Here is a 25904-nt window from a genome sequence, read left to right on the forward strand (position 1 = left end):
GGCGCTTTTCCAGGCCGTGGACCTCCCAGCCGCGGGGCCAGCCATTCGCTGCAAAAGTCAGCGATGACGGTCTCGCCGGCCCCGCAGGGAACGAGATCGGGGTTGGCGGAGTCGATGGAAATGAGCCTGGCCAGCAGGCCGGCGGTGTCCGACTTCAGGGAATCGGCAGACGTATGGTTCGAGGGGACTCGGGGAGCATCAGGGAACAAGATCAGTCCCGTTCCACTTCTGGGTGGTGCCTGGAGAGAAGCTCACGGCGCCCGCGGGCCCCTGGTTCCTCAGCGAGTCCTGTGTGGCCTACCGCCCGCGTCCCAGATGAGATCACAGCGCGAGCACTGGACGGGGTCGCGGCCGTACCTCTTCACCTGGGCCTTGGTGACGATCATGATGTCGGGCCGCTTGAACCGATGCGCGCACGCCGGGCAGGTCAGCATGCCGTCAGTCGCGCCGCCCGCCGGCGGCGACGCCTCCACCTCCGACCACCTCACCGCACGACGGCTGCGCACCACCAAGACGCAACCCACTACCAGCGCCAGGCCGACCACCAGCCCAACGATCACCACACCATTCACGCCGCGCTCCTTGGCCTGCCTTCGCTTCGTAGACCGGAAGAACCTAGCCCCGCCTCCTCGGGAGGGGTCCCGGGACGGCGGTGGCGTCGTGAGGAGAGGCGTCAGAGGAGAGGCGTCATTGGAATGCCGCGGACTCCGATGGAACGGCGCCGTCGCCGTCGTGTTCCGGCCCTCGGATCAGGGAACCGAGTGCGGTCACGCGCCCGCGCGGGAGGCCGGCGGCGTCCAGCAGCCGGTAGGCGAGCAGGCGCGGTTCGTCCTCGTGTGCGGACGGCTCGGCCAGGCGGCGGGTCTTCTCCCAGTCGGCGCCGCCGGCGAACGTGAGCGTCAGGGTCAGTGCGCGGGGGTGGTTCTGTCGGTAGTTGGTGACGTCAGTTGTTCGTGAAAGCTGACGGCACCAGGTGACGGCCAAGAAAGATGTTCGCGAATTCTGACGTCACCATCGAGGTTGCGGTGTCAAGCTGGATGTGCTCAGTAAAAGGAGCACCCCCGATGCCGCCTGGCCAGTCGAAGGTCTGGTTGTACGCCGCGCTGCGGCGCGACTCCCGCGACGGCATGTCGAACCGGGCGTTGCAGTGCAAGTACGGCGTCACCTGGAGCACGGTCAACAAGGCCCTGACCTCGGCTTGGCCGCAGCCACGCACGACAACCGCTTCGGCGCGGCCGTCGAAGCTGGATCCGTTCACGCTGCTGATCGACGAGATCCTGCTCATTGATCTGGACGCGACCAGGAAACAGCGCCACACCGTCACCCCGGATCTACCGCCGTCTGATCGACGAGCACTCCTCGTCCGAGGCGTTGCGTTGACCACTTGAACCCGCACCGATGAGAGGGCGCAAGCGTCCTGCGAGCAACCGCGCGGTCCGGCCAGGGACTGAGAGTCCGGTGTCTATACCTTGCTCGCGACCACCATGTAGTTCTCGGCCTCAAGATCGAACGTGCTCAGTTCCGTTTGGAGTCCGACCCGGTGCAGCTCGACTTCGAGTTCCTCGTACCGGTAGGGCCAGCAGGACAGCAGTTCCGAGCGGACAAGAACCAACCCGGTCGCATCAACTTGCGCGATCGCAATCTCGATGTGGTGCTCCTCCTCCCAATGCGGCGCAATCTCCCAGCGGTAGACCACGACGGCATCGCGACCGTTCCGGCGGACGAGTCGGTCACTGATCTCCAGCCGGGAACCTCTGGCCCTCACGAGTTCCCAAGTGCGGGATGTGAGTACCAAGCGCCCGCCGGGGCGCAGAAGCCGTGACATCGACTCCAGAGCAGCGCCCCTGCCTGTCGCGCCCGCGGCATGGTGAAGCGAGTTGCCAACGCAGAACACCATGTCGAACGTGTTGTCCTGGAAATGGTCGGGCAACTCTTCCCAGTTCGCCCGTGCGGCCCGGACGGATGCCCCGAACTCCTCAGACAACTCTGCAGTGCGACGAACCATCGCCTCGCTGGCGTCAGTTGCGACAACCTGCATGCCACGACCGGCGAGGCCAACCGCCAACTGTCCGGTTCCGCACGAACAGTCGAGGACGTGAGCGTTCGACGGCAGGAGATTGAGGACGTCGTCGAACGACGCGGCGAACTCGGCTGGAGGCAACTTTGCATCCGAGATGAGCCATTCGTACACCTCGGCAAGCACGTCATAGCCTGTCACAGCCACTACCTCCGTCACGCGGCAGACTCACGGTAGGACGTCAGTCCATCAGCGGAGAAAGCCGGGCACCAATTGTTTTCGCAAGGATGGCTCTGACGGTGTTTGTGGGTTGTCAGTTGTCCGTCTGAGTGGATGTCACCGGCTGGTTGGCTGGGAAGTTGTTCGTGAGGAGTAGTGTCACTCGCGGGGTTGCGGTGGCAAGGTGAATGTGCTCAGTGAAGGAGCACCGCCGATGCCGCCTGGTCAGTCGAAGGTCGAGTTGTATGCCGCGCTGCGGCGTGACGCTCGCGAGGTCATGTCGAACCGGGCGCTGGAGCGCAAGTACCGGGTGGGCTGGCGGACTGTTCAGAAGGCGCTGAGTTCGGCGTGGCCGCAACCTCGGGAACCGTACGCGCCTCGCCGTTCCAAGCTGGATCCGTTCAAGCCGGTGATCGACCAGATGCTGCCGGCTGATCTGGATGCGCCGAGGAAACAGCGTCACACGATGGTCCGGATCTATCGCCGGTTGATCAACGAGCACGCGATGGACGACGTGTCCTACCAGGTCGTGCGCGCCTACGTCGCCAAGCGGAAGGCCGGAGATTCGGGTCGAGGCCGGCCGTGGCCCGGCGCAGGTGTTCATCGAGCAGTCGCACCTGGCCGGCGCCGAAGCCGAGGTCGACTTCGGCGAGGTCGCGGTCCGTTTGTGGGGCGAGCTGGTGAAGTGCCATTTGTTCTGCCTGCGGTTGTCGTTCTCCGGGAAGGCGGTGCACCGGGTGTTCGCCTCCGGCGGTCGGGAGGCGTTCTTCGAGGGCCACGAGAACGCTTTCATAGTGCTGGGCGGCGTGCCGTTCGGCAAGATCCGGTATGACAACCTGAAGGCCGCGGTCGCGTCGGTGCTCGGCTTCACGCGGCGCCGGGTCGAGACCGACCGGTGGACCGCATTTCGGTCCCACTACGGCATCGAGCCGTTCTACTGCACGCCGGGAATCGAGGGCGCCCACGAGAAAGGCGGCGTCGAGGGCCAGATCGGCTGGTTTCGCCGCAACCACTTCGTTCCCGTCCCCGAGATCGACTCGCTGGCGCACTTGAACATGCTGATCGACGAGTGGGATCTGGCCGACGAGGCCCGGCGGATCGGGACCCGTCCCCGCACGATCGGCGAGCTGTTCGCCGTCGAACGGCCGTCCTTGCAGCCGTTGCCCGTCGAGACGTTCGAGACCGGCCGCCGGTGCACCCCAAGGGTCGACCGGTTCTCCCAGATCACCGTCCGCACCAACCGTTACTCGGTCCCGACCCGGTTCATCGGCCGCCAGGTCCGGGTCTTGCTGCACGCCTCCGAGCTCGTGGTGTTCGACGGCCGCACCGAGATCGCCCAGCACGAACGGCTGCTGACCAAGAGCGGATCACGGCTCGAGCTCGATCACTATCTCGAGGCGCTGCTGCGCAAACCGGGCGCGCTGCCCGGCGCCACGGTCCTCGAACAGGCCCGGGCCGCAGGCCAGTTCACCCCGATCCACGAAGCCTGGTGGACAGCCGCCTGCAACACCCACGGCGACACCGCCGGCACCCGCGCTCTGATCGAGGTTCTGCTGCTGTACCGGCACATGCAGCACGACCACGTCGTCGGAGTTCCCCGCCAACACGCCGGCCCAGGGAACACCGTCTCCCCGTCCGCTCCCTGTGCGCCATGAACTTGGCCGAGCGGCTTGAGCGGCTCCCCGGGAGCCTACGAGCTGGCGTACTCGAAGGTCAGGAGTGGCCGGCCGCGACATGTCGGCGCACATCCTCGATGTGGGGGCAGTGATGCTCCAGGTCGGTGCACAGGGTGCGGCAGATGCGTGCTGTAGGTAGCGCGGGGGTCGGAAGGCATCGGTGTCGTCGGCGGCCTGGACACCCTCCAGGGCCTCAAGATTCCCGACCAGGCCACCTGGCGAACCCTTGACCACACCGGTGCGGTGAAAATATCTTTCACGCGTGCCCCAAGAGGTGAAGGAAAGTTTCGACGCTGGGGGTGACTGGCGTGTTCCGCCGACCTCCGCTGCTCTCGCGGCCAAGGTGCGCACGCTGGCCCCGTCGATGACACGTTCCATGCAGCGGGTCGCCGAGGCCGTGGTGAGCGACCCGGCCGGCTGCGCGGCCCTCACGGTGACCGGCCTCGCCGAGTTCACCGGTACCAGCGAGGCGACGGTCGTACGGACGGCACGGCTGCTCGGCTACACCGGCTACCGGGACCTGCGCCTCGCGCTCGCCGGCCTCGCCACCCAGCAGCAGTCCGGCCGCGCGCCCGCCGTCACCGCAGATATCACCGTCGAGGACCCGATCGCTGACGTTGTCGCCAAACTCGCCTACGACCAACAGCAGACCCTCGCCGACACGGCGGCCGGTCTGGACATGGTGCAGTTGGGGGCGGCCGTGACCGCGCTGGCCGCGGCTCGACGGACCGACCTGTACGGTGTCGGGGCGAGTGGGCTCGTCGCCCTGGACCTTTCGCACAAGTTGTCGCGGATGGGGCTCATGGCCCACGCGCACAGCGATCCGCACCTCGCCGTTACGAATGCCGTGCAACTGCGAGCGGGCGATGTGGCCATCGCGATCACCCATTCGGGGTCGACGAGGGATGTCGTCGAGCCACTGCGGGTCGCCTTCGAGCGCGGAGCCACGACGGTCGCCATCACCGGACGGCCGGACGGGGCGGTGACTCAGTACGCCGACCATGTGCTGACCACGTCCGCGGTGCGAGAAAGCGAGTTGAGACCCGCGGCGATGTCCTCCCGCATCGGTCAACTGCTGGTGGTGGACTGTCTCTACGTGGGAGTGGCCCAACGAACGCAGGAGACGGCAGCGCCCGCAGTGACCGCGTCTCATGAGGCACCGGCATGGACGAGTCCACGGCCGACAACGCCCCACCAGCCTCGTACCCCCCAGGTCCCCTCGGACACGTCGGGTGCGTCTTCGGCACCGCCTTCGCCACCGCCCTCAATGGCTCCTCGCACCGACGGCGGTTCGATGGAGCCGCGCTGTCTGATTGCGGAGCTGCCCGAGCAGACCTCGCCCGGACGGGACGTACCGCTGCATGTACAGATCGTCCGGGGTACTGGAAAGGGCGTGCAGCTGCGCTCCTTCGCCGTTCCGCCCGACGGGGCCCGGGTGCTGGTCACCCTTCACGCTCCTGGGCTCGTTGCCGTCGATGACCTGTACCAGGAGTTGCACGTCATGCCTGGCCGGGACTCCGATGTGCTGTGCTTCCGGCTGAAGGCCCCCACGCCGGGGCTGCATCGGGTGACGGTACGGGCTTTCCGCGGCGGCACCTTTCTCGGTGAGGTGACCTGTCAGATCTCGGTAGGGCACGGCAGTGTCACACGGGACGGTGCTCAGCACCGTGCGCTGCTGCCCTCCATGGCGTTCGACCCCGGGGAGGTCACTCTCCAGGTGTTGAAGGACGCGACCGGTGCCTTCAGTTTCCAGCTGATGAGCGAGACGTTCTACGCACCGGAGATCTTCCGTTTCCGGGCCGGCGACACCCACCGTGCCACCGAGCAGATCTACGCCGAGCTGAGGAGGGCCGCGAAGGCCACCGGGGGCGGCGACAAGGATGCCAAACGGCTACACGACCGGCTGCGAAATCACGGCGTGCAGCTGTGGACATCCGCGGTTCCCCAGGCTGTCCAGAACCAGTTCTGGAAGGAAGCGGACCACGTCACGGCCTTCACCGTCCTGGGGGAGCACGACGTTGTCCCCTGGGAGCTGCTGTATCCGCTGAACGAAGGGCACAAAGGCAGAGGCTTCCTGGCAGAGTGGCTCCCCGTGGTGCGCCGCTTGTTGGGGCAGGACAGAGTGCGCACCCTCAGTTTGCCGAGCGTGGCATTTGTGGTTCCGCCGGGTTCTCCTGCCGACGCGGACGAGGAAGTGAAGTCCCTGCGTGCCCGGTTGGGCACGGGCGTGGCCGACGCCGGCGTGTTGACCAACCGGGCGGCCCTGACCGCACTGTTGGAAGGAGGGCACGCTGGTCTCCTCCACTTCGCCTGCCACAACACCTTCACGGGTACCGGCTCGTGCGTGACCATGGCCGACGGTCCCTTCGATCCCATCGACCTGGCGTCGGCGGCACAGATGCGTTCGCTGCGAGACCATCACCCCCTGGTGTTCTTCAACGCCTGCCGCAGCGCCGGGGAGATCGACTGGTTCGGAGAGAGTCTTGGTTGGGCACCCCAATTCCTCAACGCGGGAGCGGGGGCGTTCGTCGGTACCCTGTGGCCGGTGCGTTCGGACTCGGCACTGGCCTATGCGGACGCCTTCTACAACCACCTGATCACTGGCAGGCTCCCCTTGGGGGAAGCGTCGATGAAGGCCCGCCAGGCCATCCGAGACCTGGACGGCGACCCGACCTGGCTCGCGTACGCGGTCTACGGAAGCCCCGCTGCAACAGCAACGACCCCAGGAACACCTTGACTCACGCCCGGTGAAGCCGAGGCGGGCCGGGTTGGAGTCCCCGCTGCTGGACTCGCTCCGGCTGGACGAGCTTTGGGAGGTGTCCTCCTCCCTTGCTGTCCCCATCACGCGACCGTCGATGCCGACGTGGATGATCCCTGAGGATTCACGATCGCATACGTGCAGTCTTGCGGCCCCGCCGATCCGCCCCGTCGTCGACCGGTTTCGTCGCGCCTGGCATGTCCCGCGGCCCTACCCTGCGCATGACCGCCGCCTCGGGGACCTGCGAGCTGCTCGCTCACGGGACGGCTCGGGCTTCCGGAAGCTGACGGGCAAACCGCTCTGCCTCGTACAGGAATTGGCCGGAGCGCCGCGTGGAATGGGGGTTCCCGATCTAGCATCGTGGCTGGGTGGGTTCGGCAGGGCACCATTCATCCAGCGGGCCCGGCGAGCACTGGATGCCCGAGTGAGCCCCAGCGTGAGCTGACGGACGCGAAGGCAAATTGGGCCAGCGCGGTGTGTGAGCGGCGGGAGGTGCAATGTCGGCAGCAGCTCGGCGGTGGTGGCAGGTCGGGAAGACAGCCACGCGACATGATGTCCGTGATCTCGGCGCGGCTATCCGCAAGCCGGTTTCGCCTGGGAGTACCCATCTCGTCGCGGTCGTCAGCGCGTACGGCAACACGGGGAAGACGACAACGGTCGCCAGCCTCGGTGCCATCCTGGCTTCCGAGCGGGACGACCCGGTGATCGCGATGGATGCCAATGACGGCATGCTGGGGCGCTACGCCCCCGCCCTCCGTACCCGAGTCGCCTTGCGAGAGGTAGCCGCTCGCCTTGGTGAAGACGGCTTCGACATTCGGGAGTTCACCTCGCGGCTGCCTTCTGGCCTGGAGATTCTCGCCGATGCCGCAGCCCCCGCCACACCGAGTGAGCCGCTCGACGCCGTCTCTTACAGTGCCCTTCTCACCGCCCTCCACCCGTACGGGGTCGTCCTCAGCGACTGTGCCACGGGAGTAGACGGCCTTGCTGCCTTCGTTGCGTTGACGGGTGCTGACCAGCACGTATTCGTCAGCAGCCGGTCCGAGTCCAGTATTGACGCCACTGCTCGCGCACTGGCGACCTACCGCTACCTTGCCGAACGCAGTCACGTGGTGCTGACCGGCGCGGGCGACGGCGACACCATGCTTGATGCCCTCGAAGCTGCCGAGCGTCTGGGCGGAATCTGCCGGAGCGTTGTCGTCGTGCCGTTCGATGAACGGCTCGCGGACGGTGACCACGCGGGCCTGGAGAGTATGCAGGACGCGACACGGGAGGCGTACCGCGAACTCGCGGCGGTCGTCGCGGAAGGTTTCTCGCAGACGAAGCGCCGAGGTGCCGAGGCGCCGGGCGCGGACCCGCAGACCATCCCTCAGAATCCGAAACAGGGGGCCGGCCTGTATCCAGTACAGGAACCGCCTGGGTGGCCTGACGGTCCTGGTGCCCTCGGTGCCGGTGCGGCGGCAGCCCGTCGCGACAGCGACCAGCCGAAAGGCCGCTCCCTCACCGCCGGTCAGGGCCCGCGTGCCTCATTGCCGTCCCCCGGTGCGGGCGGCCGCCCGGGAGCCCAAGGCGGAGCGATTGGGGGGCGGGACCCGCGCGCTCCCCAGCAGGACTCGGCTCGGCCGCAGTTGCCGAGGCGTGGTGGCCCGCGGGCCGAGCCGCCAGGCGGCAATCCCGACTTCGACACCCCGCGGAACACCGGTCAGTTCCCGCGGCCTGGCACGGACGGTCCGCAGAACACGGGTCGGTTCCCCCGCCCGGACGTCTTCGGCGATCCGGCCGGCAAGGACGACCGCAACAGGGAGGACTACCCGGACAACCCTGCCGACACTGGCCAGTTCGCGAGCCAGCAGGCGTACGACAGCGGCTCCACGGGGCGGCCCTCTCTGGCGCGCCGCCAGAACCCGAGTGACACAGGGCAGTTCGAGCGTCCCCAGCCGGGCGCCGGCTTCAGCACTCCGCCTCCGCCGACCCGGCCACCTTCGCGACAGCGGCCCGCCGCCCGCCAGGAGCCCGAGGCGCTGCCTCCGGCGCCGGGGCCGGGTGACGACCGTACGCCGCTGTACGACACGCTGGAGTCCAACTGGTTCCACGGCGGCGGATCAGGACAGGGATCCCAGCCGACAGCGGGCAACAGTTCCTCTGCCCCAGGACAGCCCCAGCAGCCGCAGCCGCAGCCGCAGCCGGATCCTGCGGCACCCCAGCGTCCCACTGCCTCTTCCTGGCGTACCTCGCCGAATGACGACCTCGGCCGGCAGGCGGAGCGCACCAGGCGACCGGCGGCGGGCGGTGTCACTACCTCAGGTCTGCCGCGCCGGGTTCCCAGGGCGAACCTCGTCCCGGGTGTGGCTCAGCAACAGCACCACGCCGGTCCACAGGTCTCACGGGCACCTGACGACGTACGCGGCCGACTGACCAATCTCCGTCGGGGCATCGCGCAGGGTCGTCAGGCCGGCACCAGTCAGCCGGGCAGTCTTCCTAGCCCGGCACTGTCCCGCCAGAGCACGGACGAGGGCGTGTTCGACAGCATGGGATCGAGTGCCGAGCCCCGCGGGAGCGAGCCAGGACACCAGGCACCAGGCCCTTCATCCCCAGCCACGTCCTACGGCGGCCAGCAGCAGATGTCCCCCGCGATGACCCAGCCGATGGCTCCGATACGCCCGCAGGGCCCGTCCCCGATGGGGCAGGCACCGTCGCCGATGCGTGGATTCCTGATAGATGAGGATGACGAAGACGTCGTCGTCCCTGAGGGATCGAGTCCGGGTCCCTCACCAGGACCTGACGAGTCCGACGAGAACACCGGGTCGGTACAGGGCGACCAGGCCGTACCAGGGCGGGGCGCGATACATGCCCGGCCCCGAGGCGAAGGAGCGCCTCCCGTCCCCCCAGAGGGGAACGACGGGATGTCCGAACCGCGCCACCTGATCGCCGCACTGGCGGAACAAGCCAGACCAGGCACAGAGGTTCCCCTCCTCGTCCAGATCGCCCGAGTTCCCGGTCAGGGGCAAGGGCAAGGCAGTGTCCGCCTTCCATCATTCTCGGTCCCCAAGGAGGGTGCGCAACTGATGATAATCGTCACCGCGCCGACCCTGCGCGCGGTGGCTGACCTTTCGCAGGAACTCACCGTGTACCCGGGCCAGGACTCCGGCTGGCTACTCTTTCGCCTGCGCACGACGACTTCGCGCCTCCACCAGGTGACGGTCCACGCTTTCCACAAGGGCACGCACCTGGGGGCGGTGCACCTTCAAATATCGGTCGATGCAGACGCAGATGGGGTCGTCACCAATGGGGAGCCGCGACGGGCGGTGTTGCCGGGCATCGCCTTCGAACCGGGAGAGGCCACACTTCAGGTGCACCGTGCCGAGGACGGCTCGTTCAGCTTTCAGCTGCTGAGTGAGACGTGCTATCCCCCTGAGCAGTTCCGCTACCGTGGTGGGGACCCGGGGCAGGCGGCCGAGCGGATCTATTGCGAATTGCGCGAGGCAGCCAGGCGGGCGGGGCAGCTTCCGCCCGACGACGCACGTGCACTCCGAAGGCGTCTGATGAACGAGGGTGTACAGCTGTGGTCATCGGCTGTGCCGGAGGCCATACAGAAGCAGTTCTGGAAAGAGGCCCACCGCATCACCTCTTTCACGGTGCTCGGCGAGCACAACTTCGTGCCGTGGGAGCTCCTGTACCCGCTCGACGCAGACAACAACGAGGGCTTCCTCGCCGAGTGGCTGCCCGTCGTACGACGCGTCTTCCGCCAAGACCGCGTCCACCAGATCTCCGTTCCGGGTGCTGCCTTCGTCATGCCGCCGGGTTCACCACCGGAAGCGGCACTTGAGATTGCCGAACTGCGTGACTCGCTCGGGCCGGGAATGGCGAACAAGGACGTGATCACCAAACGCGAGGTGCTTGCCGATCTGATCGAGCGTGGCCATGCTGGCTTACTGCATTTTGCCTGCCACAACAACTTCTCCACCTCCGGATCGCGCGTAAACATGGATGATGGCCCCTTCGAACCCATCGACCTTGCAACCGCTGCACAAACCCGCAGCCTGCGGGCCCACCAGCCGCTCGTGTTCTTCAACGCCTGCCGCAGCGCCGGTGAGATCCCCTGGTTCAACGACACCCTCAGCTGGGCTCAACAATTCCTGAAGGCCGGCGCAGGCGCCTTCATAGGCACCCTCTGGCCTGTGCGTTCCGACTCCGCCATGCAATTCGCGAAGGCTTTCTACGCTCGACTCCTCGACGACGGCCGTCCCCTGGGTCAGGCTTCGCTCCTCGCACGTCAAGAGGCCCAGAATCTCGACGGCGATCCGTCCTGGCTCGCATACGCGGTCTACGGCAGTCCAGCTGCCACGGCGACGCCCCAAACGCGTGCTTGATCAACTAACGACCTCGTGCATGGTTGGGCGTGGACGGTGAAAGCCAGGGGTTGTCCACCGCCTCTGCCAGGTAGGAGCCGGCAAGGTTGAGCGCCAGTGGCAGACCTCCCAGATGCTCGGTCAGGGCCTCCTGCATGATGCCGTCTGGGGCGGCGCAAAGTCGCGCAGTACCTTCGTGCCGTCCTCGCCGGAGAGGAAGTCAACGCCGACCATGTGCACCCAGCGCCCCACCGTGCACCGCGGGACTCGCGGCTGGTGATCGGTACGGTTCCCGAGGAGCTCGCGGGCGGCCACGGCACGTCCGCCGGGTGGGAGCCGATGAAGTCGCACGCTTGGGCGCCGGCAGCGAAGGCGACCGCTCGCAATGCTGCGGCAAGGACCTCGCCGTTCTCTCCCGAAACCCACCACACCCGCCTCGCGGCGCGTCCGAGAGCCGGTGGGCCGTCTCCAGCGCGACCGTCGTCCTGCCGCACCCGCCCATCCCGTACAGCGGCCAGACCCCGGGCACCGTCCGGTCCCCGCCCATATGTCGAGTGAGCGCATCGGTCAGGTCGGTCACCAGCCCGCTTCGTCCACGAAGCCGATCTGGTGCGAAGACTTTGGTAGTTCAGAGGCTTGAAGTCAGCTGATTCGTTCCGGATTCCCTGTAAGTGATAAGTACCGGCCGTTCCGTGATCCGTTCGGTGTCCTGGGAGTCGACCGTTCGGGCGCGGCCGTCGAGGTACTCGACGCGTTGCGCACCGGCGCCTACCGGAACGTCCGCCGTTCCTGTGTGGGTCCAGCGGATGCGGGCCGCGTGGAGGGTGTCGTTCTCATCGGGGATGAGGAACTCGCACTGCCATACGTTCTCCGGCAGAGCGATCTGGAGGCCGTGGCCGCAGCCGCGCACTTCCGCGTGGGCCAGCCACTGCTGGAGGCGCTCGACGAACAGGGCGGCCTTGGTGGGTGGCTGGCCCTCGGCCTGGAGAACGAGGGGGATGCTGCCGTTGCCCCATGCGTAGAAGTACATGCGTGCCAGGCCACGCTTACGGGCGTACAGGCCCGTCAGGTAGAAGCGGACCGCGTAGTTGGCCGCCTGGTTCTCTTCCAGCGGGTCGTTCAGCGGCAGGGTCTGCGTGGTACCCGTGTTCCACAACGGCAGGTGGTACCCCGCCCGCTGGAAGGTCCGGTCCACCTTCCGCACCGCCTCCAACATGGTCTCCGGCGGGTCGGTGACCCGGTGTTGGTAGAGCTTGATGCCTGCCGCGTCGCAATGCTGGTAGCCGCCCAGCTCGGCGAACCGGAGCAGGTACTCGTGTGCCTGCTCCTTCCACAGCTCGGTGATGGACGGGCAGACCACGACCGCGTGGGCGTCAACTGCCCGAATGATGCGGCTCGCGCGGCGGGTCATCTCGACGAGGGTCTCCACGCTGCCGTTGTAGTGGTGCGGGTGGTTGGCCATGACCCACAGTTCGTACGCGTCGATCCGGTCCCCCGCGTGCCGTACGAGGGCCCGGACGAAGGTGTCCCAGTCGTTGAGGTCGTCCGGGGGCGCCGCCCGGGAGCCGTCAGGGTAGGCGGCCTTGCGGCGGTTCGGGGCGGCCCAGGCGGGTGTGCCACCAAAGACGAACAGGGTGGGTAAACCTGCCTGCTCGGCGCCGTCGAGGAGTCGGTCGAGCGTGGACCAATCGAACTCGCCACGGTCGGGATCCAGTTGGGCCCAGCGGGTCTCGCTGTCCCATAATCGCAGCGCACCGGCCCGGAAGGAGGGCATGGCCCCGCTGGAGCTGTTCATGGTCACGCCGAACAGCTCCGGGGAGACCGGTGTCGGAGCCTGGGTCCAGCTCGTCGCTCCGACCGGAGTTGGCCCGGGCGCGGTGCCCGCCTTGCGCGGGTTGCTCGCGACAGCGGAGACGAGAACGATGACGGCCAGGGCCACGGCGAGGGCGAGACGGGTGCCCGGGGAACGCCGCCCCGCCTGGGAGTGACTGGTAGCGGGGTCGACGGGCGCGCGGTCCGAAGCGGCCAGGAAAACTGGACGGGCGCCGGGTACCTCTGCGGCGGAGGTCGAACCGGGATCAGGTTCTTCCCCTGTCGCCGCCTTCCAGTACCGCAGCAGGTCGTTGAGCTCGCCCGGAGCCGCTCCGCACTCCTTGGCCATACGCACTACGGCGTCGTAGTCCCCCGGCACCCCCTTGCCGTTGCAGTACCGGTGAAGAGTGGAGCTGCTCATGAACACCCGCTGGCTCAGTTCCTGATAGCTGAGGCCGCTGCGCTGCTTCAACTCCCCCAGCGCGGCGGCCAACTCCTTGGCCGCGTCCGCTCTGTTCAAGCCCCTCACCCCCATGCCGCCTTGCTCACGCCGCCCCCAGCATTCCAGGACCGTCCCAACCCTTCTGCATCATTCCTGGTCATCGGTGCGGCACGCGTCCCACGGCGAGTCGGGACACCGGATTGCTGGCCGCTCTGCTGGACAGACCGGCACAGTTGGCCGCGGCCAGACCGACGGGGAAACCTGCCGCGCGGTCGTTGGCTGTTGCCGGCCTATCGTTCGCCGCGATCAGTCGCGGCGCAGGGGAAGAGGAGAGAGCATGCGCGTAGTGACGCGGATCAAAGCCGCTGCGGTGGCCACGGCGGCGGCAGCCGTGGCGGTGAGCACGGCGCCTGCCCAGGCTCACGATGCGGCTGTCGACGTCAGTCACGGCGGCTGCAAGTACTACGGCCACAGCAACCACCGCTATGCCGAGACGTACAAGGCGTCGGGGAGCTGCGCGGGGCACGCTTGGCTCAGGGTTCGGATCAACGGTGTGATCAGCAGCTGGGCGCACGCACCTGGACGCATCGACGTCTACGCGCCTTCGGGTATGTCGATCCAGGTCAGCGATCACAAGAGCTGCGCCGACTGCAGCTACAAGAACATCTGGCACATCTAGGCGTCCTCCGTGAGGCTCCCGTTCCGTTGCGCGGTCCTCGTCGGTCTGGTGCTCGCGGTGAGCGCTTGCGCCCAGGGGCGCGACACTCGCGCGTCGACCCCGCGGGCTCAGTTCCAGCAGTACGTCAGCGACAAGGAACACGCCGAGGGTGTGGCCGCGCAGGGCACACTCCTGGCCGACGGCGTCAGCGCGCAGGAATATGAGACTGCCGTTGCCTGGCTGGAGTCGTGCCTGAAGCAGAGCGGCGTCACGCTCGTGAATCACGGCTGGAATCCCGTGAATTACCAGAGAATGAATCTCTGGTACGTCAACGCCGCCATGCCGGACGACGAGGTCGCGGCACGCGGCGACCAATGTCACGCGGCGCATCTGGCAAGAATCGAGCAGCGGTACGCACTCGAACATGCGCCGCGCATGTCATCAGCATTGTTGGCCGAGTCACGTTCGTGCCTGTCCGGTCGTGGCATGACGACTTCGGGGGCAGGGACGAGCCTGGCGGATTTGGTGCGAACCGCCGGCCTGAGTGAGGAGCGGACAGTGCTCAAGTGCGTATTGAGGGGGGTGGAAAAACTCTATCCGGGTGTTCCCGTCACCATCAGTTGACGTGCCCTTGTGGTCGCGCGCGAGTAAAGCCTCGCACACGAGGCGAAAGACTCCGAAGCGTTGTGCGCCATGCCGGGGGAAGCACAGGTGCTGGGGGCCGCGACATGGCCCCCAGCAACACCTCACCACACACAAAGAACCGAGAACGGGGGACGCATGCGTAATCAGAGGCTAACCGGTTTTGTCGCTTCGATCGCCTTGGCTGTCGCAATACTGCTCACCGTCACGACGACGCCTGCATCAGCAGGTGTGGCGGGAACGCTGCAGAACGACACGGGGTACACCTTCTACGGAGCCGATCTGGAAGGGGGCTCCAACCGCTGCCGCGTATGGAACAAGGGCGGCGACAGCACCATCGCCTACAAGACCTTCGACTGCGCCAAGTACAAGGTCGCCCCGCACACAACCACGGGCTACTGGAAGGACGTGGACGCGATCAATCCAGGCGGCGGCCAGCCTCAGTACCGAGTGCGATTTGGGTACGGCCCAGACTGGACCTGGGTGTGGCAAGGCACCTATACCAAGATCCGTAACTGGCACCGGGCGATCTGCTCCGCCAGCGCCAACGGGCTCGTGAGCTGCACTGTCGTCCAAACGGTCTACCAACCTTGACAAACCGCACCCCTGTCGATCACGAGGACGGTTCTGATCGAACGGGGTCCCTGGTCAGGTGGTCTTGGCCGGGTGGATGTATGAGTACCGGGCCTCTTGGCAGCTCGAGGGTTGCGACGCCACTCGAGTGCCCGGAGGCCCTGTTGTTCGCGTCTTGCGTGACGGCCCTTGTCCCGGCCAACTCCGCGTGTCGTCATGTGCGCGGTCGCGCGCATCTGGGAGCGGACGGGCTTACTCGCTGCGGGTGTGTCGGGAACTGGTGACGATGACAACGGCGGCTTCGAGGACTGAATCGACCTCGATGTCCGGGCGGGGCATCCTCCCGTTCCAGGTCCGGCCTCCACGGAGCCAGGCGGTCCGTAGGCCGGCCTGTGCTCCCCCGGCCACGTCCTCCACCGGTGCGTCGCCGATCATCCAGCCGGTCAGCTCAGCACCACAGCGACGGGCCGCCTCTTCGAAGATCCGTCGGTCCGGTTTGCACACGCCGAGGTCCTCCGCCACGCACAGTGCGTCGATCAGCGGTGCCAGCCCGGAGCGTGCGAGCTTCTGCTCGGTCCTAGCGGCTGAACCGTTGGTGACCACTCCGATCTTCCAGCCCGCGTCGCGGAAGAGGGTCAGTGCACGAATGGAGTCCTCTTCTGGGCCGTAGCACGAGGGGTAGCTGACTGCGTACCAGTTGCGGAACTCGTCCATCGTCATACGGATTCCGGGGAGCGACAGCACCGAGTCCAGGAACTCATCCCTTGGCGTCGCGCCCTTTCGGTCGGCGTCGACGATTGCCTCGACGGCATGCTGGGGCATGCCTTCTGTCCGTACGAGCAGATGCGCCCAGCGCCAGATGGCCGCAGAGCGGCTGACCAGTGTGTCGTCGAAATCGAAGAGGGCCAGCATCGGTTCAGCTCTGGCCTTGGCGTAGTGATCCGGAGGTGTGCAGGACACGGTTGGCAAGGAAGCGGCGCTCGCCGAACAGCCGGGTCACCCCTGGGATGTCGGCCTGGCTCAGTTCGTCGGAGCTGCGGCATGCGAAGACCAGGCTCCGTCGTGAGGATGCCGAAGTGTTGCGCCCCACGCTGTGGAAACACAGGCAGTTGAGAAGCAGGACTCCACCGGCCGGCATGTCGACGGGCAGCTCTTGGCCGATCAGATGCCGGTACTGATCGTGTTCGTCAGCCCAGTTCCCGCCACCGCCGCCGGACTGAGGGCCGGCGTAGGGCAGGCGGTGTGAGGCCGGGACAACCGTGGTACAGCCGTTCGCCACAGTGGCGGGCTCAAGATAGATGAAGACGGCGACGAGCGGCTGTGACCATTGCTGTATATCGCGGTGCAGACGGAATGGGATGTCACCTGAGTTGTTCAGCGTTGCATGGTTGTGTCGCGTGTGCACCACGTCGACCGCCGGCCCGAGGATCTGACGCAGCCCTGCTACCACGACGTCATGACGCAGAGCGTCAAGGAAGACCGGGTCCCTCTCCAGCAGGTCATCGAGACGACAGGGCTGTCCTGCGTCGTTGACGCGGTACGGCGGGACGCGACGGGCGAAATGGTCATCCACCACCGTCCGCATCCGACTCACCAGATGCGAAGGCAGGCGCTCGGACAACTTCGTGTATCCGGTCGCGTCGAAGAAGCGGGCCAGATCCGTCATGAGCCACCCCCGTGTCGGAACTCGCGTGTTTCCTCGTCCGTCCACATCGCCTCGAACTGACTGCGAAAGCGCGTGTACCAGAGAGTGTCTGTCGCCTGTGAAACGAGGAATCCCGGACGCCAGGCGGACGGTTGCCGCCACGACCAGAACCAGATATAGGCGTGGGCCGTCTCTTCGTCCACGTCGAAGAAGTACGCGGTAAAAGGCGGCATGATGTCGTAGACACGCAACTGCAGACTTTCAGTCGGGGCATCCGCGGCGGTCCTGATCGATGTGAAGGTCGCGATGGCGCTGCGGTGTTGATGACGGACATCTTCGGCCGACGCCTTGGGCGTGGAGCTGCGGCGGTTCGCGTCGAGAACCGCTTGGCCCTCTGGATCCTGCATGAGGACGCGCACTCTGCCGCCCGTCCTGAGGATGCTGCCGATCTCGTTGGAGTAGGTGACGGCCATGCGATTGTGGCCGAAGCCGCACATGTCGACCGTACGGGCGGTCTCCCACGACCCGGCGAACCGAGGGCTGTTGTGCACATAGTTCTCGACGAATACTCCGACCACGGTCGGAGCGTGGCCGTGGACGGTGGCCGGATCTGTTGCCGCTTCGACATCGGACTGCGGCGCCGGCTCACGCTCGGCAGCCGGACAGGCCCTCATGAGCAACTGCAAGAGGGCGAGGTCAGCCTGGTGGCGCACATTGCGGGAGCTGCCGATCCACGCATGCATAAGCGCGAAGTCCTCAACTCTGTCAAGCCAGTTGTAGTCGCCCCAGGCACAGTCAATGTTGAAACTGAGCTTCAGAAGCTGCCGCTCACGCGGTGGTGCTCCCTCAATGAGTTTCTTGAGGTTGTCCAACCCCTGCTTGAGTTGACTGTCCGTGTCGTCATCGATGCCGAGTACCCTGCGTTTGACGAAGTCAGAGAGATAGCAGAGATCGCCAGGACTGGTGATGCCTTTGCCATGGCGCAGACGTTGCAGGCTGTCGAAGTCGTCACGTAAGCCTTGAGCCTTCGCCAATGTCGCAACGGTGACCCTCATGAGAACACGTTACGCCGCCTGGGGCGGTGTCCACTGGTGTCCAGTGCGTGCCGTTGCAGTCCCTTGGAGGGCTGTTGGCCCGACAGGGGTCTGGCTCAGGGTCTGCCTGTGGGTGTCGTCAAGCCGACGGAGGTCTCCATGTCCCCATCGTCCCCCGACCAGGTCCAGGCCACGCGGAGCAGCAATCGGCGCCTCATCGCCGCCTTGTTGCCGTTGCCCCATCGTCCCTACTGCTCGGTCAGGGCGTGCGGCTGCGACACGGACCAGCCTTCTGAGGGCCCTGCCACGGATCACACGACACACCGTCGGCAGCCCGGCGCCACCCGGCGCACGGCCAACCGCCTGCTCCACGAGGCGGTCGTGGCCGCCGCACACGGCGCGGCGTACATGTGCGGGGCCAGCAGCGCCGGCGCCGCACTGCATTGGCTCATCCACCGCTAGCGTCACGCTTTCACGAACGTGCTCGTCCATGCCTTGATCAAATAAGCGGAGAGTGCTCCTGAACTGCAACGACGGGACTTGTCTAGGGTCCTGTCGGCTGCACGGAAAGAAGCACTCTCCAGGTGAGCACGCGTATCGAGTTGTACTCGCGTGTCCGTCGAGGGCGGTGGCAGTGCCGTGGTCTCCCAGGCCGGGGCGGGGCTGCTGGTCGAGACGGTCCGCAAGTGCGGCCTGGACGGTGCGATATCGGCGGCATTGGCGCCGTGGCGCAAGCCGCGGGCAGTGCACGACCCGGGCAAGGTCCTGCTGGATGTCGCGCTCGGCGTCGCTCTGGGCGGGGACTGCCTGGCCGATGTCGCCATGCTGCGGGCCGAGCCCGACGTGTTCGGCCGGTGGCGTCCGCCCCCACGGTCTCCCGGCTCATCGACGGCCTCGCCGCAGCCGGGCCGAAGGTGCTCACCGCGATCCGGTCGGCACGGGCCGGCGTACGGGCGCGGGTCTGGGAGTTCCGACTGATCTCAACGAGCAACCAGCACCCCTCGACACCAACCAGCAACGAGCCAACGGCCGCCTCGTCTGGAAGCTCGCCGATCTGCTCGCGGCCGATGAAAGAAGCTGCACCACGAGGAGAAACCGAGCGTCGTGGCCCTGGCCCATCGATTCGACGTCTCCGAGGGCACCATCAGGAGACTCTTCGAGACCTGCCGCAGCGGCTCATCGCCCTGAAGAGTTATAGGTACGCCGGGCGGCGGACGTCCGAGAAGCTGGGGCTGCGCTTGCAGGGGCGAGCGCAGGGCGCATTCGTTTCAAAACGGCTCCTGTAACGGCTCCTGTACCTCACCGTCTTCGGGCCGCGCCCCGACTCTCGCCATCCCACTCAAGGAAGATCATGAACCTCATCAAAGCTCGCACGTCCGCCGGTCTGGCCCTGGCTGCCGTTCTTGGGCTGGCTGGCTCCGTGCTGGCCGTGGCGGAGGCTCCCGCTGCGAACGCCGCCTGCAGGCCGAAGTACAAGACCATGACCGACACCGGCGTCAAGTCCGTGTTCAGGTACGGCTGCGGCGACGTCAAGGGTTACGTGGAAGACACCAAGAAGGACGGGAGGGACGCTCGGGTCCAGTTCTCGACCCCTGGCGGCATCAGCTCGAAGGTGACCGTCGCCAGCGGCAAGGGTGACCAGACGGATTTCGACATCAACGTCGACTATGCCGAAGCCTGCGTGTGGCGCTACCACAGCGTTTTCGGTGGTTCCACCCCGGAGTGCGACAGCCTCTAGTACCCACCCGGTCCGCAGGCCTGGAGCGACCGGACCGAGCGGCCCACCCGACAGGTGGGCCGCTCGCGCGCGACCACAGCCCGACCGACCCCTCGGCGCCAGGCAAGCAAAAATCAGCTCGCTACCGGCTCCTGCACGTCGCCGCCCGCCTCACCCGCGGCGGCCGCCGCCTCCACCTGCGGATCTCCGCGACCTGGCCCTGGAAACAGCAACTGGCAGCGGCCTTCCACCGCCTCCGAGCCCTGCCCCGCCCGGCTAGCCGACCATCAGAACCCTGCCCGCCCACAACCCAAGGACCTCGGAGATCCCGGCCACCGCGCCGGGCCCGTCAGCATGCCCAGTCCCCGAAACCGACCCGAGATCCGCGAAGTTGATGGTCAGCAACCCCTCGGCACCCCAGGCGAAACAGCGAGGCTGGAGGCCGAGCCGCGATGCTCCCCCAGCGCCGTCTCTGACTCGGACGTCAAGACGGCGCAGGTAGCCGCAGAAAGGCAGGACAGCGCCTGTTCACGGAGAAGTTGAGCTGGGGTGGTTCACCGCCCCGGGACAGCGGCACTGGTCTGCGGCTTGTCGGGCTCCGGCTCCTGCGGCGGGTCGGTGAGCTGCTCGCGCAGGTAGTTCCAGATCACCGCGATCAGTGCAGTGACGGGGACGGCGAGAAGGCTGCCCACGATGCCGGCCAGACTGCCGCCCAACGTCACCGCCAGAAGGATCACCGCCCCGTGCAGGCCGAGCCCACGGCTCTGGATCATGGGCTGGAACACGTTCCCCTCAAGTTGCTGCACGACGAGGATGATTGCCAGGACGATCAAGGCGTCCGTCGGGCCGTTCGACACCAACGCGATGAGGCACGCGACGAACCCGGCGAACACCGCGCCCACGATCGGCACGAACGCGGAGACGAAGGTCAGTACCGTCAGCGGGAGCACCAGCGGTACGTCGAGGATCCACAGACCAAGGCCGATGAAGACGGCGTCGAGCATGCCGACGAGGGCCTGGGACCGCATGAACGCGCCCAAGGTGTCCCAAGCGCGCTCGGCGAGGACCGGAATGTCGTTGGCGAGTCGGCCGGGCAACTGACGGGCGAGCCACGGCAGGAAGCGCGGGCCGTCCTTGAGGAAGAAGAACATCAGGAAGATCGCCAAGACTGCCGTGAGCAATCCGCTGAGCGTGGTGGCCACTCCCGTGGCGACGGTGTTGACCAAGCTGCCGACGCTGCCCTGGACGCGGGCAGCCGCCGTGTCCAGAGCAGCCGTGATCTGGGCGTCACCGATGTTCAGCGGTGGCCCCGCGGCCCAGTCCCGCACCTCCTTGATGCCCTCGACCACACCGTCGCTCAACTCGCCGGACTGGGATGCCACCGGAACCGCGATCAGCGCCACGATTCCGAGGATCGCCAGCAGGAACAGCAGGGTCACCAGCAACGCCGCAAGCGCCGGGGGCAGCCCACGCCGCCGCAGCGCACGAGCCAGCGGCCAGGTCAGTGTGGTGAGGAACAGAGCGATGATCACCGGCCACACGACCGGCCACATCCGGGCCAGACCCCACAGAACAACCGCAACCGTCACGAACACCAACAGCAACTCGATGGATACCCGCGCGGACGACGCAAGCGCGGCCCGGGTCCTCCCGGAACTCAACATGTCAGGCATGCGGTCACACTATTGGCACACCAGTCACGCTTCGCGACCACCACCGGCCTGAGGCGGTCTGGCATCTCGAACGCGCGTGGTTCTGCGCCTACTCGCTCCTTGGCGTGTGTCGTGTCACGGACTGCTTCGTGGGCTGTAGGGCTGGAGGAGCTGGTCGACGGGTGCGTAGTCGTCGGTGAGCATGTGGGCATCGCCGGTCCAGGCGGTGAGGTCGTCGCCGGTGGCGATCTTCCAGCCGGTTTGCCGGGTGTCCAGCGCTTTCTGGGTCGCGTGGAGGTCCACCGGTCGGTTGGAGGCGAGCACCACCAGATTGCCCCCTTCGGGGGTGGCGGTCGGGTCGAGGCCGATGTCGGCGGGTTCACCGATGAGGGCAACGTGCTCGAAGGTCTCGCTGAGGGTGGCCACTTCGGCGCGTGCGAAGGCCATACCACCGTGATCGATGAGGTTGGCGACGTACAGGCCGTCCGTGTTGAGCACCCGCCGGATGTCCGTCAACGCTTCCTCGGTGGTGAGGTGCCACGGGACGCTGACGCCCCCGAAGGCGTCGCCGACAACGAGGTCGCGGCTGCCGGCGTCGAGTCGCCGCAGGCCGAGCCTGCCGTCCTCGACGCGTACGTCGATACCGGCTTGCGGTCCCAGACCGAGGTGTTCACGGTTGATGCGTACGAGTCCGCCGTCGATCTCGGACACGAGGCTGCGCGTCCCGGGCCGCGTGGCCGCGAGGTAACGGGGAAGTGTGAGCCCGCCTCCGCCCAGATGGTGGGCAGCAAGAGGCTTTCTTTCGGGAAACGCCGTATCGACCACCGACGCGATGGCGCGCACATACTCGAACTTCAGGAAGGTCGGGTCGTCGATGTCGACGTAGGAGTGCCGCACGCCGTCCAGAACGAGGGTGCGGCCGCTGTCCCGCTGGGGGTCTGCGACGACCCGTGCACAGTGGTACTTCGTCTCCGTGTCACAGCCACCGGGCGCGACCACGGTCGCGAGGCCGCCGGCCATGACGAGGAGCGTCAGAGCGGGGGCACTGTTCCAGCCCCGCCGTCGCCACTCCACCAGCGCTGAGCCGATGACCAGCAGGGTTCCGAGGCCGATCAGTATGCCGCTGACCGGCAACCGCGATACGAGGACGAAGCCGGTGAGGACGGTGCCGACGATGGCGCCGGCGGTGCCCACACCGGACAGGCGGCCGACCACCGTTCCGGTCTCGGCGAGGCTGGTGAGACGCAACTTGGTCACGATCGGCGTCACCGCGGCGAGCAGCGCGCCGGGCACGAGGATGGTCGCGGCCCCGATCAACAAAAGCAGCGCCGGTGCCCACTCCGCGGTGCTGCGCAGCACGGCAGGTGTGAGCGCAACGACCACGCCCGACATACCGAGCGAGGGGCCGATGAGCCGGCGTGGCTCGACCTGGTCGGCGATGCGCCCACCCAGCCAGGAGCCGAGGGCGATCGCGGTGAGGGCGATGCCGATCACCATGGTGCTGGTCTCCAGGGTGAGACCGAGGTAGGGAGCCAGCAGCCGCAGCGCGACGATCTCGACCACCAGCACCGCGGCCGAGGACCCGAACACGAGCACGGCAGCGACACGGGGACCCAGGCCGCGACCGCGAGGCATGCCCTCGGCCTCAGGCGACGAAGACAATCTGGTCACGGGCCTCATCCTCGCATCCGCATCATCGAACGAACGGCATCGAACGGCATTACCAGAACCCTCAATCCCAACGGGTGTGCTGACCGGACGGGTTGGTGGGACAGCACCTCAAGGATGGAGCCCCGGGCCGCCCCGCGCGGCACCTGGCCCCCCCTACTTGCGGCGAGCCGCACATGGCAGGCAGGCTGACCCACGCCACCATCGCCTCAACCACCGGGCCGCAGCGCCTCGTGGCCGGCAGAGCAGCACTCGAGGAGGATGGATGGGCGGCAACGAGAGCGTCCCCGCGTCCGCGGTCACGCAGAAGAACGCAGCCGCGCTGCTGGCACGGCGCAGCCCACGCTCGCCTCGCGCAGCCGTGTTGTTCCTCCACGGCGGCCAGGCGCACAGTCGGGCCGCGTCGCGCAGGTGGTATCCCTCACCGGTCCGGATGAGGCCCTTCGTGCGGGCGGTCGCCTCGGCTCTGCCGGTTGACGATGTCCTACTGGCAGAGGTGCGCTACAGGGTGTGCGGCTGGAACGGTAGCGATGCTGATCCTGTCCGCGACACCCGGCAGGCGCTCCGGGAACTGGCCGCACTGACCGAACACGTACCGGTCGTCCTGGTCGGCCACTCCATGGGAGGCCGTGCGGCGTTACGCGCGGCCGCGGCCCCGCAGGTACGGGCGGTTCTCGCGCTGGCGCCCTGGTGCCCGGACGGGGAGCCGGTGGCCCACCTGCGAGGCACGGACGTGATCGTGCTCCACGGTGACCGCGACCGAGTCACCGATCCGCACGCGTCGGCAGCGTTCGTGAGCCGCGCGCGTGCGGCCGGTGCTCGGGCCGACCTGGAGATCGTGGCCGGAGGCGGCCATGCCATGCTCCGTCGGAGCGGGCACTGGCACCGCACCGCCGCATCGATCGTGGTCGGCTTACTGGCCGACGTAGACATGACCCGATGAGACGCTCGCGAAGCGGATCCCTGCGCGAGCAACTGGACAACACCACCTGATCGGAGGGCTTGAACCGGGTCGGGGTCTCAGCAGCCGGTCACCAGCTTCTGCCCTTGCTGGACGCGGTCCCGCCGGTCCGGGGCCTACGGGGCCGCCCCAGCCGCAGACCCCGGCGCCTGTACGCCGACCGGGGCTACGACTTCGACAAGTACCGCCGCCTGCTGTGACCCTGTGCGGGGTGGTTCGGGCCGGTCGGTCAGATACGGCTTCCGGCAGCCGGTGATGATCTGCCCTGCGCCGCCCGGACTACCCGCACTACCCGGGCTGCACAGACGGCCGGGACCGGGTGCACGGGGACTGCCGGCGGTACACAGCCGCGCCGACCCGGAGCCCAGGCGCCTGTGCCGCCAGCGCCAGGCGGACCCCCCTTTTTTTACAGACCGCTGTGTGAGCCCGGCGACACACCGCCGTTGAACAGCACGACTCCAGACACCAGGCCCCGGGGACGGCTCCCCGGGGCCCCTGACACATCCGCGCGGTCACCGCCGTCCCCGCGGGCCGCCGGAGCGGACTACGCGTAGAGCGACACCCAGCAATCACCCACCCCGGATGAATGAAACATTCGGACGAGCCCAGCCGAGCGTCCCTTTGAACACGCGGGAGCATGACCTGAAAACGGGACACCCTGCCCCGGTGGCGGGGGATTCGGCAGTACGGGCGACCCACGCGGATCGGGTCGTCGGGCAGCCATAGGTGCGCTCCCCAACCATCACACCGCGGATCCAGACCAGTCCGCAGATGGTCTCAACTCGATGCTCCCGACATGTGCATCGAGGCGGACCGCGCCTTGATGTGCGGCCTGAGCAACCACTGGCCCGCCGCGGCGCCGCAGCACAGGAGAACGCAGACGGCCCAGAGTCCTGTGGCCTGCCACTGCAGCAGCCACGTCCCCATCAACGGGGCGGCGAGCGAAGCTGTGGACCAGGTCATGCCGTACAGCCCGTAGTACCGCCCGCGCAGCGGAGCAGGTGCGAGTGAGGCGATCACGGCCTGGTTCACCGAGCTGACAGCCACTTCTCCCAGCGTCCATATGGCCACGGTGGTCGCGTATCCCACCGGAGTGGAGACCAGCGCCGTGGCACCGTACCCGATGCCCAGGACGATGATGCCGCCGATGAGTACGTGGCTGTGGTCCAGTCTGGAGAGCAGTGGGCCGGCCACGGGCTGGACCATGATGATGACAACGGCGTTGGTGGCCATCACATATCCGAAGGTCGAAGGCTCGATGCCGTCGAGCTTCATGGCCAGGGGAAGCGTCGTCAGCGCCTGGCAGAAGACGATTCCGTAAGCGAACCAGGATCCGAGATAGGCCAGCATCAGCCGATCACGGGCAACGTCCAGATAACTGCCTGATCGGGCGTCCGAGTCAGCCGCTTGCCGGGGAATCACCGTCGGCTTTCCCATGATCCACACCAGTAGGCCGGCGCCCACACAGGCGGCGGAATTGACCCAGAACAGCACCGTGAAACCGTGGCGGACGAGCGAGCCTCCGAACACCATGGAGAACGCGTAGCCGAGATTCACGGCCCAGTACAGCAGACCGTAGGCTTTCGGACGGTCTGCAGGGGCGTAGTGGGCGGCGATCATCGAGGCCGAAGCGGGTCTGTGCATCTCTGCCGCCAGTCCGACCAGAAAGGCGAAGAGAGCGATCAAGGCCACCTGGTCCACCGCTCCCAGGACGAACAGGAAGATGCCTGTTCCGCTCATCCCCAGCGTCATGGTGGCCCGATAACCTATGCGGTCGACCAACAGTCCGCCGCACAGTTGAGAGATGACGCCGCCGAGACCGGACATGGCGAGCACCACGCCTACGACGGAGAGCGAGATGTTCCGGTCCTGGATGAGGAAATAGCTCAGGTAAGGGATCACCATGGATCCCAGTTGGTTCGTCAGGGTGGCGCCCCAGACCACCCAGAACTGGCCCGATAAGCCGCCGGTCCACTTCTGCCACGCACCACCGCCCCGGACGGACTGCGCGGTGCTTCCTTGGCTGTCCGGCGTAAACTCGTGTTGCGGATTCGTCATACGTCACGCTTCCCGCCGGACAACGG

At 67.1% G+C, this 25904-nt stretch carries 20 protein-coding genes and 5 pseudogenes; 14 read left to right on the top strand and 11 right to left on the bottom strand.

Annotated elements, in window-relative coordinates; translation table 11 throughout:
- Positions 1–278: 278 nt before the first annotated feature.
- Complete coding sequence (locus ADK36_RS00265) at positions 279–572, bottom strand: hypothetical protein (protein WP_159029097.1); 294 nt, start codon at positions 570–572, stop codon at positions 279–281.
- Positions 573–687: 115 nt separating this feature from the next.
- A complete protein-coding gene (locus tag ADK36_RS00270) occupies positions 688–984 on the bottom strand; it encodes a hypothetical protein (protein ID WP_048579824.1) in 297 nt (98 codons plus the stop codon).
- An 80-nt stretch (positions 985–1064) separates the two neighbouring features.
- On the opposite strand from ADK36_RS00270, the gene ADK36_RS00275 reads away from it, so the two are divergent.
- A complete protein-coding gene (locus ADK36_RS00275; RefSeq protein ID WP_048579823.1) occupies positions 1065–1388 on the top strand; it encodes a hypothetical protein in 324 nt (107 codons plus the stop codon).
- Positions 1389–1462: 74 nt separating this feature from the next.
- Here the strand turns inward: ADK36_RS00275 and ADK36_RS00280 are convergent, their stop codons facing one another.
- The gene (locus tag ADK36_RS00280) at positions 1463–2218 is read right to left on the bottom strand and encodes a class I SAM-dependent methyltransferase (RefSeq protein WP_048579893.1); all 756 of its coding nucleotides are present in this window, start codon (positions 2216–2218) and stop codon (positions 1463–1465) included.
- Positions 2219–2832: 614 nt separating this feature from the next.
- Here ADK36_RS00280 and ADK36_RS00285 point away from each other — a divergent pair.
- From ADK36_RS00285 to ADK36_RS51175, 3 genes and pseudogenes are all read left to right on the top strand, one after another.
- Positions 2833–3891, top strand: a complete 1059-nt coding sequence (locus ADK36_RS00285) for a transposase (protein WP_199830077.1) — start codon at positions 2833–2835, stop codon at positions 3889–3891.
- Positions 3892–4174: 283 nt separating this feature from the next.
- Positions 4175–5077, top strand: a pseudogene (locus ADK36_RS49825) (MurR/RpiR family transcriptional regulator); the annotation flags it as partial.
- A 1005-nt stretch (positions 5078–6082) separates the two neighbouring features.
- Positions 6083–6649 (top strand): annotated as a pseudogene (locus ADK36_RS51175) (CHAT domain-containing protein); the annotation flags it as partial.
- 410 nt (positions 6650–7059) lie between these two features.
- On the opposite strand, the gene ADK36_RS49835 reads toward ADK36_RS51175, so the two are convergent.
- Positions 7060–7905, bottom strand: coding sequence for a hypothetical protein (locus ADK36_RS49835; RefSeq protein ID WP_234329632.1), 846 nt, complete (start codon positions 7903–7905; stop codon positions 7060–7062).
- A gap of 1359 nt (positions 7906–9264) precedes the next feature.
- On the opposite strand from ADK36_RS49835, the pseudogene ADK36_RS50875 reads away from it, so the two are divergent.
- Positions 9265–9396 (top strand): annotated as a pseudogene (locus ADK36_RS50875) (cell division protein DivIVA); the annotation flags it as partial.
- Between the two features lie 174 nt (positions 9397–9570).
- Positions 9571–11037, top strand: a complete 1467-nt coding sequence (locus ADK36_RS49845) for a CHAT domain-containing protein (protein WP_159029095.1) — start codon at positions 9571–9573, stop codon at positions 11035–11037.
- Positions 11038–11644: 607 nt separating this feature from the next.
- Here the strand turns inward: ADK36_RS49845 and ADK36_RS00305 are convergent.
- On the bottom strand, positions 11645–13348 hold the full coding sequence (locus ADK36_RS00305) for a helix-turn-helix domain-containing protein (RefSeq protein ID WP_063776799.1): 1704 nt from the start codon (positions 13346–13348) through the stop codon (positions 11645–11647).
- A 259-nt stretch (positions 13349–13607) separates the two neighbouring features.
- Between ADK36_RS00305 and ADK36_RS00310 the strand changes: the two genes are divergently transcribed.
- From ADK36_RS00310 to ADK36_RS00320, 3 genes are all read left to right on the top strand, one after another.
- A complete protein-coding gene (locus ADK36_RS00310) occupies positions 13608–13949 on the top strand; it encodes a hypothetical protein (RefSeq protein WP_048579819.1) in 342 nt (113 codons plus the stop codon).
- Positions 13950–13958: 9 nt separating this feature from the next.
- On the top strand, positions 13959–14552 hold the full coding sequence (locus ADK36_RS00315; RefSeq protein ID WP_048579818.1) for a hypothetical protein: 594 nt from the start codon (positions 13959–13961) through the stop codon (positions 14550–14552).
- A 156-nt stretch (positions 14553–14708) separates the two neighbouring features.
- Positions 14709–15164 (top strand): hypothetical protein, encoded by a 456-nt coding sequence (locus tag ADK36_RS00320; RefSeq protein WP_159029094.1) that lies wholly within the window; start codon positions 14709–14711, stop codon positions 15162–15164.
- Between the two features lie 231 nt (positions 15165–15395).
- On the opposite strand, the gene ADK36_RS00325 is transcribed toward ADK36_RS00320, so the two are convergent.
- From ADK36_RS00325 to ADK36_RS00335, 3 genes are read right to left on the bottom strand one after another with little or no spacing between them, the layout of a single operon-like run.
- The gene (locus tag ADK36_RS00325) at positions 15396–16055 is read right to left on the bottom strand and encodes an HAD family hydrolase (RefSeq protein ID WP_048579816.1); all 660 of its coding nucleotides are present in this window, start codon (positions 16053–16055) and stop codon (positions 15396–15398) included.
- Between the two features lie 4 nt (positions 16056–16059).
- Positions 16060–16809, bottom strand: coding sequence for a phytanoyl-CoA dioxygenase family protein (locus tag ADK36_RS00330; protein WP_048579815.1), 750 nt, complete (start codon positions 16807–16809; stop codon positions 16060–16062).
- On the bottom strand, positions 16806–17843 hold the full coding sequence (locus ADK36_RS00335; protein ID WP_053195872.1) for a DUF5919 domain-containing protein: 1038 nt from the start codon (positions 17841–17843) through the stop codon (positions 16806–16808). The genes ADK36_RS00330 and ADK36_RS00335 overlap by 4 nt, the downstream gene beginning before the upstream one ends.
- 138 nt (positions 17844–17981) lie before the next feature.
- Between ADK36_RS00335 and ADK36_RS00340 the strand changes: the two genes are divergently transcribed.
- The 3 genes and pseudogenes from ADK36_RS00340 to ADK36_RS00345 all read left to right on the top strand — a co-directional run bounded on the left by ADK36_RS00340 (position 17982) and on the right by ADK36_RS00345 (position 19560).
- Positions 17982–18284, top strand: coding sequence for a hypothetical protein (locus ADK36_RS00340; protein WP_048579813.1), 303 nt, complete (start codon positions 17982–17984; stop codon positions 18282–18284).
- Positions 18285–18434: 150 nt separating this feature from the next.
- Positions 18435–18787 (top strand): annotated as a pseudogene (locus ADK36_RS45630) (transposase); the annotation flags it as partial.
- Positions 18788–19173: 386 nt separating this feature from the next.
- Positions 19174–19560 carry a hypothetical protein gene (locus ADK36_RS00345; protein WP_048579812.1) on the top strand — a complete coding sequence of 129 codons (387 nt, stop codon included), beginning with the start codon at positions 19174–19176 and terminating at the stop codon, positions 19558–19560.
- Positions 19561–20093: 533 nt separating this feature from the next.
- Here the strand turns inward: ADK36_RS00345 and ADK36_RS00350 are convergent.
- Together ADK36_RS00350 and ADK36_RS00355 are read right to left on the bottom strand one after the other, a co-directional pair.
- Positions 20094–21212: an AI-2E family transporter gene (locus ADK36_RS00350; protein WP_048579811.1), complete on the bottom strand. Its 1119-nt coding sequence runs from the start codon at positions 21210–21212 to the stop codon at positions 20094–20096.
- A gap of 114 nt (positions 21213–21326) precedes the next feature.
- Positions 21327–22826 carry a fused MFS/spermidine synthase gene (locus tag ADK36_RS00355; protein ID WP_234329628.1) on the bottom strand — a complete coding sequence of 500 codons (1500 nt, stop codon included), beginning with the start codon at positions 22824–22826 and terminating at the stop codon, positions 21327–21329.
- A 298-nt stretch (positions 22827–23124) separates the two neighbouring features.
- On the opposite strand from ADK36_RS00355, the gene ADK36_RS00360 reads away from it, so the two are divergent.
- Positions 23125–23802, top strand: coding sequence for an alpha/beta hydrolase (locus tag ADK36_RS00360; protein ID WP_048579809.1), 678 nt, complete (start codon positions 23125–23127; stop codon positions 23800–23802).
- A gap of 92 nt (positions 23803–23894) precedes the next feature.
- Positions 23895–24017, top strand: a pseudogene (locus ADK36_RS47640) (IS5/IS1182 family transposase); the annotation flags it as partial.
- Positions 24018–24597: 580 nt separating this feature from the next.
- Here the strand turns inward: ADK36_RS47640 and ADK36_RS00365 are convergent.
- Positions 24598–25878 (bottom strand): MDR family MFS transporter, encoded by a 1281-nt coding sequence (locus ADK36_RS00365; RefSeq protein WP_053084640.1) that lies wholly within the window; start codon positions 25876–25878, stop codon positions 24598–24600.
- Positions 25879–25904 lie beyond the last annotated feature (26 nt).

This window comes from Streptomyces viridochromogenes, assembly GCF_001270495.1.
GTDB lineage: Bacteria > Actinomycetota > Actinomycetes > Streptomycetales > Streptomycetaceae > Streptomyces > Streptomyces viridochromogenes_A.